Origin of the sequence: Streptomyces thermovulgaris (genome assembly GCF_002155915.1) — a bacterium.
Classification (GTDB): domain Bacteria; phylum Actinomycetota; class Actinomycetes; order Streptomycetales; family Streptomycetaceae; genus Streptomyces; species Streptomyces thermovulgaris.
In genome coordinates, this window is sequence record NZ_MUME01000153.1 from 1 (window position 1) to 12,026 (window position 12,026).

The following is a 12,026-nucleotide window of genomic DNA, read 5'->3' on the forward strand; positions in this document are numbered from 1 at the left end:
GCTCGTCCGCGGACGAGCCCCGCACGGGAGGCACGGCGGTGTTGAGCCGGACCACCCGCAGTTCGGTGTCCAGCAGGTGGAGACCGAACGGCGCACTGCTGAACAGGACCTCCAGCAAGGAGGCCGACATCTCGTCCATGAGTCGGTCGGCATCGTCGTACGCCAATGGGAAGAACCTTCCTCGGCTCCGCCTTCGCGCCCGGCCGGGCCCGTGGCTGCCGGCACGCACCCGAGGGCACGCCCGCCCGAGGGCGCGTTTCCAGCGTGCTCCGTCCGTCGTGCGCCCGCATGCGCAGCGCACGTGCGCACGCGAACGCCCACGTCCCGCCGCACCTCCGGCGCCGCGACGCGCGCGCGTGCCGGAACACTGGGATCCTGAACGAGACGAGCGCTGCCCATGAGGAACAGTGGCGGTGAGCGATGGTGTCCGAACACGGGAGCGACAGGCCCCGGTCACCGGCCGCGGGCACCGATCCCCTGGGGGACCCGTTTCTGCGGACCTGCTTCGCCGTGCCGGTGCCGCCGGCCGCCTTTCTGCACCGGCCGCGCCTGACCAGGCGCCTCGGCCGGGTGCCGGACACACCGCTGACGGTGGTCGACGGATGCGCGGGCGCCGGCAAGACGCTCCTGGTCGCCGACTGGGCCGCCCGCCTGGAACGACCGGTGGCCTGGTTCACCGTCGACTCCTGCGGCCGGGCGCCCGGCGTCTTCTGGGCCTATCTGCTGGAGGCCCTGCGCGCCTCGGGCGCCGAAGAGCTCCAGGACATCGGCGCCCCGGCCGACGCCGGCACGGTGGACCACGGCCTGCTCACCCGGCTCGCCGCCCGGCTCGACGCCCGCGACCGGCCGGTGACCGTCGTCCTCGACGCATACGACCGCGTGACCGCCTTGGAGATCACCGACCAGCTCGGCTTCGTCCTGCACCACGCCGGCCGGGGCCTGCGCCTGGTCCTCGTCACCCGCGTCGAACCGACCCTGCCCCTGCACCGCTGCCGTGCGGACGGCACCCTGACCGAGATCAGGGACGCGGAGCTGGCCTTCACCCCCGAGGAGGCGGCTGCGCTGCTGGAACTGCACGGCCTGCACCTGGGCCACGACGCCGTCCGCGCCCTCGTCGCGCGCACCCGGGGCTGGGCGGCGGGCCTGCGGCTGTGCGCCCTGGCCGCACGGCAGAGCGGCGACCCCGAGAAGTACCTCAAGGAGTTCGAGGCCGGACAGAGCACGATCGCCGACTTCCTGCTGGCCGAGGTGCTCGAAAGACAGCCCCCCGCGACCCAGGACCTGCTGCTGCGGGTCAGCGTCCTCGACCGGTTCTGCCCCGACCTGGCCGACGCCCTCACCGGACGCCGGGACGCCGGACCCGTCCTGGCCGAACTGCACCGGTCCAACGCGTTCGTGGAGTACCTGGGCCACGCGTGGTACCGCCTCCACCCGCTCTTCGCGGAGATCCTCAAGGCCCACCTCAGAATGCGGCTCCCCGGCCTGGAGAGCGAACTGCACCGCAGGGCCGCCCGGTGGCTGCGGCACGCCGGGCCGCTGTCCGACACGCTCGCCCACGGCGCCGCGGCCGGCGACTGGGAGTTCACCGCCCGTGCGCTCGTCGACGACCTCGCGCTCGGACAGTTCTTCACCGGGCTGCGCTCCGGCGACCTGGACGCGCTGTTCGCACGGATGCCTCCCGGCGCCACCGGACCCGAGGCCGACCTCGTCCGCGCGGCGCGCGAGCTGGCCGGCCCCGACCGGGACCGCGCGTGCGTCCACCTGGAGCGCGCCCGCCGCGCGTCGGCCCGGGCCGGGCCCGGCAGGGCGGAGGTCCGGCTCGGCTGCGCCCTTCTGGACACCCTCGACGCCCGGCTGGCCGGAGCCCCGGACCGCGCCGAGCACGCGGCCCGGACGGCGCGGGAGCTGTGGCGGGACCTTCCGGCCGCGCTCCTGGACCGGCACCCCGAACTCCCGGCCCTGCTGCGGACCCACCTGGGAGCGGCCCGCCTGTGGGCAGGGCGTTTCGACGACGCCCGGGCCGTACTGTCCGAGGCGGCCGCCGGCCGTGACGCGGCGACGGCGCCGCCCCGCGAGGAGGCCCTGGGCCTGCTCGCGCTCATCGACCTCCTGACCGGCTGGCCCACCCGCGCCGAACGCGCGGCCCTGGCGGCACTCGCCGACGCCGAACGCTTCAGCCTGGCCGAGCCGGCCGGCCTGGACCTCGTCCACCCGGTGCTGGCCGCGGTGGCCGTCGACCGGGACGAACTGGACGACGCCCAGGCCCTCCTGGACCGGGCGGCGGCCGTACGGCCGGTGCCGCCGGACCCCGTGACCGCCGCGTGCCGCGTCATCGCCCGGGCCTGCCTCCAGCTGGCCCGCGGGCGGACCGAGGCCGCCCTGGAGACCGCCGGGACCGCCGTCCCGGCCGCCGTGGCCTCCCCCTGGGCCGAGGACCGCACGGCGCTCGTCGTCGCCGCCGCCCACCTCGCCGAGGGCCGCCCCGAGACGGCGGTGGAGGTGCTTCGGGACGCGGTGGGCCGGGACGCCGCGTGCACGGTGGCGGCCGCCCGGGCCCACCTGGCCGCGGGGGACCCCGACGCCGCCCTGCACCTGCTCGACCGCCTGCCCGCCGACAGAAGCGGGGGACCCGCGGTGACGGTCCGGGCCCTGCTGGTGCGCGCCGAGGCCGCCGTCCTGCGGGGCGATCCCGCCACCGCACGCCGGCTCGCCGTCCGGGCGCTGGCGGACGCCCGGCGCGAACGGCTGCGGCGTCCCCTGCTGGAGGCCGGCCCGTCGCTGCGCCGCCTGCTGCGCTCGGACGTCCTCCAGGGCGCGCTCCGCAGCGGCCCGGCAGACCGCCCCGGCGCCCGGGGCCGGATCCCGCCGCGCACGGCCCGGCAGACCGCCCTGGTCGTCGAGGAACTGAGCGGCCGCGAGCGCGACGTGCTCCGGCGGCTCGCCCGGATGATGTCGACCGAGGAGATCGCCGCGGACCTCTTCGTGTCCGTCAACACGGTGAAGACCCACCTCAAGAGCGCCTACCGGAAGCTCGGCGTCAACCGGCGGAGCGACGCGGTCCACCGCGCGCGTGAACTCCGTCTTCTGTGAGGCTCCTGCGGGCCTTCGCGAGGGTCGTCCGCGAGGGTCACCTGCGGCGGGTGAGGCCGCGCGGCCGGGCGGGACGGACCCTCGGACAGGGGACGTGGCACGCCCGTCCCCGGACCACCGCCGGAGCAGCCGATGCGCTACGAGATCCGCGTCGACGGGCAGATGTCGGAGACGCTGGCCAAGGCCTTCCCGGAACTGGACCATGTGGTGATGTCCGGTCAGACGGTCCTGTTCGGCCCGGTGGTGGACGAGGCGCATCTGTACGGGCTGCTGGCCCGCTGCCGGTCGCTGGGCCTGCGGGTCCTGGAGATGCGGCGCGTCCCGGAGTGAGCCGGTCCCGAAGCGGGCCGGTCCCGGGGCGGGCCGCCGGCTACCCGGGCGGCCGTTTCCGCTGCTGCTGCCGCAGACCTGCTCGGACGGCGTCCGTCAGCACGTGCGCGGCGACCCCCACGAACAGCAGACCGACCGCCATCTGGACCATGGTCAGCACGCGCGCCGTCTGCGACTGCGCGGTGATGTCGCCGTACCCGACGGTGGTGAATGCGGGGAGGGCGAGGTACAGGGAGTCCGTCCTGGTCAGCGATTCGCTGAAGGAGTCCGGGGCGGTGCGGCCCAGCAGGTGGTAGGCGGTGGCGAAGAGCGGCGAGGAGAGCGGCAGGGTGAGGGCCAGGGCTTCCACGGCCTTCAGCCGGGGGTACGGCGAACGCGTGACGACCAGCGCCTCCCAGGCGAAGACCGGCGCGACGCCCACCAGCCCGAGCGAGAACAGAACGGCCGTCGTGCCCGTGCGGCCACCGTCCGGGGGCAGCAGGTAGTACGCGACGACGAGGCCGGTCGTGACGAGTGCGGAGCGGACGGGCATCACGACAGCCGCCCGGCCGGCGGCCCCGCGGTCACCCGCGCCGGGTGAGGCGCCCGGGGGCTTGCCGTGCGCACGCTGAAGGACGGCAGAGCACGGCGGCCGGGCGAGGCGGCCGGGCGAGCCCCGGAGCGGAGGCGAGAGATGAACGCACCGATGAATCTCGCGTACGACTTCCCGCTGCTGAGCGTCTTCTGGACGATGCTGTGGTTCTTCCTGTGGGTCATGTGGTTCGTCCTGCTCATCCGGGTCGTCCTCGACATCTTCCGCGACGACGGCCTGAGCGGCTGGGCCAAGGCCGGCTGGCTGGTGTTCTGCACCGTGCTGCCGTTCCTCGGCGTCTTCGTCTACGTCGTCGTCCGCGGCGAGAGCATGGGCCGCCGGGAGATCGCCCGGGCGAGGCAGCAGCAGGAGGCCTTCAACGCCTACGTCCGCCGGACCGCGCGCGGCGGCGGGCCCGGTGTCGACGACCTCGCCCGCCTGTCCGACCTGCGCTCCCGGGGCGACCTCACGGACGAGGAGTTCGCCCGGGCCAAGGAGATGATCCTGTCCGGCGGCGCTCCCGAGGCCCGTCCTCCCGAGGGGCGCGCCACCTCCGTCACGTCCGCTCCCGAGACGCCCGGCACCTCCGCCGGCCCCCCTCCCGGCCGCTCCTGAGCGCGCCGGACGAGACGAATCGAGGCAGCAGATGACCGCGACCCACACCACACACCCGGGCACGGCGAAGATGGCCTGGGCCACCGGCCTGTCGGCCTTCGCCGCCGTCATGCTGACGATCGCCGGAGTGCTCGACATCTTCCGCGGGATCATGGGCATCGCCCAGGACGACGTCTTCGTCGCCACGCGCGACTACGTCTTCCGGCTCGACCTCGCCGGCTGGGGCTGGATCCATCTGATCCTCGGGATACTCGCCGTGATCGTCGGCATCGGGCTGTTCCAGCTGGCGACATGGGCACGCGTGGCCGGGGTGGCCATCGCCGGGTTCATCATCCTCGCCAACTTCCTGTCCCTGCCCTACTACCCGGTCTGGTCGGTCGTGGCGATCGCCTTCTCGGGCTTCATCATCTGGGCCCTGTGCGTGGCCCGCCCCGAGGAGCCTCCCGCCTCCACCAAAACCGCCGCCCCGCCGCGTCCCTGACCCGTCCCGCCCGGCACGGCGGCCGCACCCGCCGCGGTCCGCGTCCGGGGCGTACCGCCCGGGGCCGCACCGCGGCGGGTGAGGACGGTGCCGGCGAGTGCACCCCGAGCACACCGGGTGCGCCGAGGGCGCCGCGTATCACCCCTCCGGTGCGGGGGCGGCCATCCGGACGATGAGGGACTGGAGTTCCTCCACGGCCCGGGCCCGCGCACCGGTCAGTTCGGGCGACGACAGCACGGCCGCGGTGAGAGGGACGGGGCGCGGGGTGCGGCTGAAGTACGCGTCGACGGCGGGGATCAGACCGGGGCACAGCCCCCACTCGCCGCCGATGACGACCATGCGGGGGTCCGCGAGCGAGACGGCCGCGGCAAGGACGCCGCCGATGGCCCGCACCAGGACGGAGCGGACCCGCTCCGCCTGCTCGCCCCGGCCGGCGAGGAGGCCGGTCAGCGCCGGGACGTCGATGGCGGTGGAGGAGGGACGGCGCAGGCCGAGGACGGCGAAGACCTCGGTGAAGGCCATGGCCCTCCCGTCCGGGCCCGCCGTGCACAGGTGGGCGATCTCCCCGGCGAGTCCCCCGTGCCCGCGCCGGACGACGCCGTCGTTCACCACGGCACAGCCCAGGCCCTCACCGAGGTGGAGGTAGACGAAGTCGTCGACGCCCCGGGCGCAGCCGGCCCGGTGCTCGGCGCGGGCGGCCCAGTTGACGTCGTTGTCCACCAGGACGGGGCCGGTCACGGTGCCCGCCAGGACGGCGGAGGGGTCGAGGTCGCCGACGAGGAAGGGGGCGTCGGGCAGATGCACGAGCCTGCCCGTCTCGCGGTCCACCGGGTCGGCGGCGCTGATCACCGCAAGACGCAGCCGGCCGGGGATCTTCCCGGCCAGTTGCCGGGCCGCCGTGGTGAGGGCGTCGGCCGCCACCCGGGGGCCCGCGTCCGCCTCCAGCGCGGTGCGGACCTGTCCGTGGACATGGCCGAGGGCGTCGACCGCCTCCGCCACCACTCCGCGCGGGGTGATGGCGGCCACCAGGGCGGCGCCGAGCCCGGGAGCGAGGGAGTAGTACGAACCGGCCCGCCCGCGTCCGGTGGTGCGTTCGCCGGTGTCCACGACCAGTCCGGCCCGGGCCAGCCGCTGGACGCTGTCGGAGATCGTGGGCTTGGAGATCCCGGTGCGGGCGGAGATCTCCGCCCTGGTCAGACGCGGGTGGTCCATGAGGGAGCGCAGCACGTTCTCGTCGGTCAGGGCGCGCAGCATCTCCAGCGACGGCTTCGGCGGGGTCATGCGCACATTCTAGTAAGGACTCTTGCCCAAATACGGCGGGGCGCTTACCGTCGTTTCAAGTAAGGAGTCCTCACCAAAGGAGTCGGGCCATGACGCTCGCCGCCGGGCCGCACCACGCCCCCGCCCTGCCGTACTGGCAGCAGCCCCCGCCGGATCTCACCGCCGCCATCCGCGAGATCAAGGCCGCCCTGCGGGCCCGTATCGAGGCCTCCGGCCGCACCGTCGAGGAGGTGTTCGCCTCCGTCGAGCAGCGCATCGAGACCCGGATCGCCGAGATCGAGGCCGACCGGGAGCGCGGCGAGGAGGTGTGGCCCGTCCTGGACTACGACGCGATCGCCGCCGGAACCGTCGCCATGGCGGACCTGGACAAGCTCAAGAAGCGCGGCTGCCTCGTCGTGCGCGGCCACTTCCCGCGCGAGCAGGCGCTGGCCTGGGACGCCGACATCGTCGACTACGTCGAGCGCAACCGGTTCTTCGAGACGTACACCGGGCCCGGCGACGACTTCTTCGGCAGCGTCGGCTCCAGACCCGAGATCTACCCCGTCTACTGGTCCCGGGCCCAGATGCAGGCCCGCCAGTCCGAGCGCATGGCCACCGTCCAGTCCTTCCTCAACTCGCTCTGGAAGCACACCTCCGACGACGGCACCCGGTGGTTCGACCCCGACCGCGACGCGCTGTACCCCGACCGCATCCGCCGCCGTCCGCCGGGCACCGACTCCGCGGGTCTGGGCACCCACTGCGACTCCGGCACCCTGGACCTGTGGATGACCCGGGAGTACCAGCAGGCGTTCCGTCACCTCTTCGACGGCACCGTCGAGCAGTACGACCCCTGGGACGCGGCCCACCGCACCACCGGCCCGCAGTACCCCGGCTCCACCATGTGCTCCGTGTTCCGCACCTTCCAGGGCTGGACCGCCCTGTCGGACATGGACGCCGACCAGGGGGTGCTCCACACCGTGCCGATTCCGGAGGCCATGGCCCATCTGCTGCTGCGGCCCCTGCTGCCGGACGTGCCCGAGGACTCCATGTGCGGGGTGCGGACGAATCAGGTGTTCCCCGTCACCGGACGCCGGCACGCGATGCTCTACCGGGCCCTGACGCCCATTCCCGACGTCAGGGCCGGCGATTCCGTCTGGTGGCACTGCGACATGGTCCACAGCGTCGCCCCGGTCGAGAACCAGAGGGGCTGGGGCAACGTCATGTACATCCCCGCCGCCCCCTGGTGCCCCCGCAACGAGAAGTACGCGGCCAGTGTCAGGGAGGCGTTCCTCACCGGCTCGAGCCCGGCCGACTTCCCCGAGGAGCACTACGAGCGCTCCTGGGACGGCCGGTTCACCGTCGACCAGCTCAACGACATCGGCCGCCGGGGCCTGGGACTCGACTGATCCGGCGGCGAGCGGCACGAGCCGCCCGGGCGAAGGGCGCCCGGCCGGCGGGCGCGGACGGGACGCGGTGCCCGGCCCGGCGCGAGGGGCGCGCCGGGCCGGGCAGGGGCCGTCCACACGGTTGTGCGAGCGGGATCAGGAGGGCTCGTGCACCGGATCCGGTGCGGCGGCGCCCACGGCCGCGTGCCGCTCGCCGCGGACCGGCCGGGAGAACAGCCTGCCCGGCCACCAGAACCAGCGGCCCAGGTCCAGGGCCAGGGCCGGAACCAGGACGGTGCGGACGAGGAAGGTGTCCAGCAGGACGCCGATGCCGACCAGGACGCCCAGCTGGGCCATGGACACCAGCGGAAGCACCGTGAAGACGGCGAACGTCGCGGCGAGGACGATCCCCGCGGAGGTGATGACACCGCCGGTGCTGGTCAGCCCCTCCAGGACACCGCGCCCATGGCCGAGACGGGCGGTCTCCTCCTTCACCCGGTGCATGAGGAAGATGTTGTAGTCGATGCCCAGGGCGACCAGGAACACGAAGCCCATGAGCGGGATGGCCCAGTCGACGCCCGCGAAGCCCAGGACGTGCTCGAAGAGCAGGTTCGAGGCGCCCAGGGCGCCGAGGTACGACAGCACCACGGTCGCCAGGAGCAGCAGCGGGGCGACGAGGGCCCGCAGCAGCCAGATCAGGACGGCCAGGACGACCAGGAGAACGATCGGGATGACCGTGGTCAGGTCGCGGTCGGCGGCCCGCTGGGTGTCGAGGGTCTCGGCCGTGGTGCCGCCGACGAGGGCGCCCATCGGACGCACGGCCTCGCGCAGGTCGTCGATCGTGTCCTTGGCCTCCTGACTGTCGGGGGCTCCCTCCAGGACCACGGACAGCAGGGTGAGCCCGCCGTCCGGTGTGCGGTCGCCCCCGTTCTCGACACGGGCGACGCCGTCCACGGCGGAGGCGGCCGCGCGGACCTCGGCGGCCCTGTCGGTGGCGGTGACGATCCGGGCGGGGTCGGAGGCCCCCGACGGGTAGTGCTCCGAGATCCGCTCCTGGGCGATCACCGACTCGGGCTTGTCCTGGAACATGTCGGCGGACGTCAGGCCCAGGGAGATGCCGGCCGTGCTCAGGGCGAGGACACCGGTGACGGCGACCGACGACAGCCACGACCAGCGGGGGCGCAGGGCGACGGCGTGCCCGATGCGGGACCAGACGGTCCGCGGCTTGCGGGCGGGCGTGCCGTACTTCGGCACCAGCGGCCAGAACACCCAGCGGCCCAGGAGGACGAGCAGCGCCGGAAGCGCCGTGACCATCGCCAGGAAGCCGCAGACGACACCGACCGTGCCGACCAGTCCGAGCGAGCGCGAGGAGTTGATGTCGGCGAAGGCCAGGCAGGCCAGACCGACGGCGATGGTGGCGGCGGAGGCCAGGATCGCCGGACCGGAGCGGCGCAGTGCGACGCGCATGGCCTCGTGCCGGTCCCGGTGGCGGTGCAGCTCCTCGCGGTAGCGGGCGATGAGCAGGAGCGCGTAGTCGGTGCCGACACCGAAGACCAGGACCAGCATGACGCCCGAGCTCTGCGGGTTCACGGGCAGGCCGGCGTACTTCGCCAGCAGATAGGTGGCGACCTGGGTGAGGACGATGGCGAAGCCGACGGAGATCAGGGGCAGCAGCCACAGCACGGGACTGCGGTAGGTGATCAGCAGCAGAACGGTCACGACCAGACCGGTGGCGATCAGCAGGGTGGCGTCGAGGTCGTCGAAGACCGCCACCGAGTCCGTCAGCGATCCGGCGGGCCCGCCGACCTCGACGTCCACGCCGGGCGGGGCGCCGGCACCGGCGATCCCGCGCAGCTCCTCGACCTTGTCGGTGATCTCGTCCTCGCTGTCCAGCGGCACGACGGTCATCAGGGCCTTGCCGTCCTCGGACGGAATGGGCCCGGAGACCTTCTCGCCCGCGGGGACGAACTTCATGAAGGCCGTGCGGTCGGCGGCCGCCTTCGCCCGCGCGCCCTCGCCCGTGTACACGACGACCGCGGGCATGATCGAGTCCGTACGGAACTTCTCCAGCTCCGTGTTGACCCGCGCGGACTCGGCGCCGCGCGGCAGGAAGACATTGGCGCCGGTGTCCTCGACGTCGCCGAGCTTCCCGGCCAGCGGACCGAGCGCAAGGGTCACGAGCAGCCAGAGCGCCAGGAACAACCACTTGCCGCGCCGCCCGCCGGGGGCGGAGACGGCACGTCTCAGGAACGCGTGCATGAGTACTCTCTTTCGTGTGGACATGCCGCCGGTCGGTGACCGGTCCGGGACGCCACGAAATCCGCACCACGGCGCAGAGGGTGTGACGACCCGCCGTGGCGCACGGGACGAGGTGCGTCCGGGAGGTGTGTTCAGCGTCGGTACGGCCCGGAGTTGCCGCTCCCGGCCGTACCGGCGACGACCGGTGTGACGGCGCTATTCGATCTCGCGCATCATCTTCTCCATCGAGCTGACGGCGAGCCGGGTCTGTGCCAGCTCGTTGAGGGCCTGCCGCTGGTCCTCGGCCATCCGGCGCTGCAACTCGACCGTGTCCTCGAGGAGCTGCGCGTACTTGGTGGCGAGCTCCTTGTACTGCTCCTCGCGTGACGCCAGCATGCGGGCCCGCCAGGTGGCGGCGACCTGCCAGACGATCACGATCAGCAGGGCGAAGAACCCCGCCGCGCCGACGGCGCCCACCAGGACCCCCAGCTCCTCGGCCTCGGCGGCGAGTGTCACCCGTTGCTCGTTCACTTCGCTTCCTCTTTCGTGGTCCGGTCGGCGGTGGTGGTGATCGTCTCGGCCGCCCGCGCAATGACGCCGGGGGTCAACTCGTAGAAGAAGGGGGCGACTTCGTAGTACTTCATCGCCTTGCCGTCCTCCGCGAGCTCGAGCGTGCCGACGACCAGGCCGGCCGCTTCCAGGCGCTGCAGGTGCATGTGCAGCAGCGGGCGGCTCATCCCGATCTCACGGGCGAGTGCGCTGACGTACGTGCGGCTCTCCAGGAGCGCTGCGACGATCCGCATGCGGTGCGGATTGCCGAGTGCGGAAAGCACACGCAGCAACTCGTCGCCCGTCGGTGCCGGCTGCGGGACCTCGGCCATCGCGGCCCCTTTCCGTTGTGGCTGTCGGAAGGCTGACAGCTGCGGCGAACACCTGTCAAAGTTTTCTGACACGTCTCAGGGGGAGATGGGGGACGTCTCAGGGCCGGCTCGGGGACGACCCCGGGGCCCGCCGGTCAGGGGGCGCTCCCGCGGCTGCGGGGAGCCAGTCGTTCCGGTTCGCGTGGTGCGCCCGCGAGGCCTTCCGTCCGGCCGGTCCGCAGGGTCCCGTCCCGCCGCGCCCGGCTTGTTGAATGTCATGTGCACTTTCTCACTTGGTGAGACGGGCGGAGGCCGGTAGCGTGCTGGGCAGCCGATGCGGCGACTGCTCCGGCTGCCCCCCACGACGCTTGCGACACCACCTGTGAGACCGAAGGAGACGGCCCTTGTCCACCTCCGCCACACCCCGGGGCAGTTACTTCGAACCCATCGACGAGCACCGCTACAAGCCGACGGAGCACGCGGGCGGGGCCTGGAACACGGAGGAGCAGCACTTCAGCCCGCTGGGCGGGCTCGTCGTCCATGCCATCGACCGCCATCGGGCCGCCGGACCGGACAACGGCCTGGTCCTCTCCCGGATCAGCTACGACATCCTCGGCCGCCTCGCCCTCGACGAGTGCGAGATCCAGGTGGAGACCATCCGCCCCGGACGGACCATCGAGCTTCTCGAAGCGGTCGTACGGATCGCCGGCCGCCCGGTCGTCCGGGCCCGCGCCTGGCTCCTGGCCGGCTTCGACACCACCGCGGTCGCGGGCGGTGCCGGCGACCGCCTGCCCCCGCCCGAGTCCCTCCCCGCATGGCGGATGTCCGACGTCTGGCCCGGCGGCTACATCGCCTCCCTGGACGTCCGCCCGGTCGCACCGCCCCGGCCGGGGCGTACGGCCGCCTGGGTCTCCACACCGCTCGACCTGGTCGCCGGTGAGCCCGCCAGCCCGCTCGCGTCGTATCTCGCCCTCGTCGACACCGCCAACGGCATAGCCGCCCGGCAGTCGCCCGCCGAGTGGATGTTCCCCAACGTCGACCTCACCGTCCACCTCCACCGCCGGCCCCGTGGTGCGTGGACGGGACTGGACACCACGGTCGCCTTCGGTCCCTCCGGGCAGGGCCTCACCAGCACGGTCCTGCACGACGTCGACGGCCCGGTCGGTCGCGCCCAGCAGATCCTCACGGTCCGGCCC

General features: G+C 73.5%; 11 protein-coding genes. 6 read left to right on the plus strand and 5 right to left on the minus strand.

Annotated elements, in window-relative coordinates; translation table 11 throughout:
* Positions 1–420 precede the first annotated feature (420 nt).
* Together CCN35_RS14125 and CCN35_RS14130 are read left to right on the plus strand one after the other, a co-directional pair.
* Positions 421–3,090, plus strand: a complete 2,670-nt coding sequence (locus CCN35_RS14125; protein WP_086792918.1) for a helix-turn-helix transcriptional regulator — start codon at positions 421–423, stop codon at positions 3,088–3,090.
* 132 nt (positions 3,091–3,222) lie between these two features.
* Positions 3,223–3,420: a hypothetical protein gene (locus tag CCN35_RS14130; RefSeq protein WP_067392261.1), complete on the plus strand. Its 198-nt coding sequence runs from the start codon at positions 3,223–3,225 to the stop codon at positions 3,418–3,420.
* Between the two features lie 40 nt (positions 3,421–3,460).
* On the opposite strand, the gene CCN35_RS14135 is transcribed toward CCN35_RS14130, so the two are convergent.
* Positions 3,461–3,952 carry a potassium channel family protein gene (locus CCN35_RS14135; protein WP_086792920.1) on the minus strand — a complete coding sequence of 164 codons (492 nt, stop codon included), beginning with the start codon at positions 3,950–3,952 and terminating at the stop codon, positions 3,461–3,463.
* A gap of 141 nt (positions 3,953–4,093) precedes the next feature.
* Between CCN35_RS14135 and CCN35_RS14140 the strand changes: the two genes are divergently transcribed.
* Positions 4,094–4,606, plus strand: a complete 513-nt coding sequence (locus tag CCN35_RS14140; RefSeq protein ID WP_107501051.1) for an SHOCT domain-containing protein — start codon at positions 4,094–4,096, stop codon at positions 4,604–4,606.
* A 31-nt stretch (positions 4,607–4,637) separates the two neighbouring features.
* Positions 4,638–5,087, plus strand: coding sequence for a DUF7144 family membrane protein (locus CCN35_RS14145; RefSeq protein ID WP_067392252.1), 450 nt, complete (start codon positions 4,638–4,640; stop codon positions 5,085–5,087).
* 138 nt (positions 5,088–5,225) lie between these two features.
* On the opposite strand, the gene CCN35_RS14150 is transcribed toward CCN35_RS14145, so the two are convergent.
* Positions 5,226–6,368 carry an ROK family transcriptional regulator gene (locus CCN35_RS14150; protein WP_067392249.1) on the minus strand — a complete coding sequence of 381 codons (1,143 nt, stop codon included), beginning with the start codon at positions 6,366–6,368 and terminating at the stop codon, positions 5,226–5,228.
* Between the two features lie 89 nt (positions 6,369–6,457).
* Between CCN35_RS14150 and CCN35_RS14155 the strand changes: the two genes are divergently transcribed.
* Positions 6,458–7,753, plus strand: coding sequence for a DUF1479 domain-containing protein (locus tag CCN35_RS14155; RefSeq protein WP_067392246.1), 1,296 nt, complete (start codon positions 6,458–6,460; stop codon positions 7,751–7,753).
* A 135-nt stretch (positions 7,754–7,888) separates the two neighbouring features.
* Here CCN35_RS14155 and CCN35_RS14160 read toward each other — a convergent pair whose 3' ends face one another.
* The 3 genes from CCN35_RS14160 to CCN35_RS14170 form a co-directional block, all read right to left on the minus strand.
* Entirely contained in the window at positions 7,889–9,991 is a 2,103-nt protein-coding gene (locus CCN35_RS14160; RefSeq protein ID WP_067392241.1) for an MMPL family transporter, read from the minus strand.
* Positions 9,992–10,186: 195 nt separating this feature from the next.
* Entirely contained in the window at positions 10,187–10,501 is a 315-nt protein-coding gene (locus CCN35_RS14165; RefSeq protein ID WP_067392238.1) for a hypothetical protein, read from the minus strand.
* Entirely contained in the window at positions 10,498–10,851 is a 354-nt protein-coding gene (locus CCN35_RS14170; protein ID WP_067392235.1) for an ArsR/SmtB family transcription factor, read from the minus strand. The genes CCN35_RS14165 and CCN35_RS14170 overlap by 4 nt, the downstream gene beginning before the upstream one ends.
* 383 nt (positions 10,852–11,234) lie before the next feature.
* Here CCN35_RS14170 and CCN35_RS14175 point away from each other — a divergent pair.
* Positions 11,235–12,026 (plus strand): thioesterase family protein (locus CCN35_RS14175; RefSeq protein WP_086792922.1); only part of this gene is annotated, 792 nt, incomplete at its 3' end.

What these genes read in the sequence shown, in the direction of transcription:
- CCN35_RS14150 (WP_067392249.1), bottom strand. Translation starts at nt 6,368, where the DNA reads ATGACCCCGCCGAAGCCGTCGCTGGAGATGCTGCGCGCCCTGACCGAC.
- CCN35_RS14130 (WP_067392261.1), top strand. Translation starts at nt 3,223, where the DNA reads ATGCGCTACGAGATCCGCGTCGACGGGCAGATGTCGGAGACGCTGGCC.
- CCN35_RS14170 (WP_067392235.1), bottom strand. Translation starts at nt 10,851, where the DNA reads ATGGCCGAGGTCCCGCAGCCGGCACCGACGGGCGACGAGTTGCTGCGT.
- CCN35_RS14145 (WP_067392252.1), top strand. Translation starts at nt 4,638, where the DNA reads ATGACCGCGACCCACACCACACACCCGGGCACGGCGAAGATGGCCTGG.
- CCN35_RS14135 (WP_086792920.1), bottom strand. Translation starts at nt 3,952, where the DNA reads ATGCCCGTCCGCTCCGCACTCGTCACGACCGGCCTCGTCGTCGCGTAC.
- CCN35_RS14140 (WP_107501051.1), top strand. Translation starts at nt 4,094, where the DNA reads ATGAACGCACCGATGAATCTCGCGTACGACTTCCCGCTGCTGAGCGTC.
- CCN35_RS14155 (WP_067392246.1), top strand. Translation starts at nt 6,458, where the DNA reads ATGACGCTCGCCGCCGGGCCGCACCACGCCCCCGCCCTGCCGTACTGG.
- CCN35_RS14125 (WP_086792918.1), top strand. Translation starts at nt 421, where the DNA reads ATGGTGTCCGAACACGGGAGCGACAGGCCCCGGTCACCGGCCGCGGGC.
- CCN35_RS14160 (WP_067392241.1), bottom strand. Translation starts at nt 9,991, where the DNA reads ATGCACGCGTTCCTGAGACGTGCCGTCTCCGCCCCCGGCGGGCGGCGC.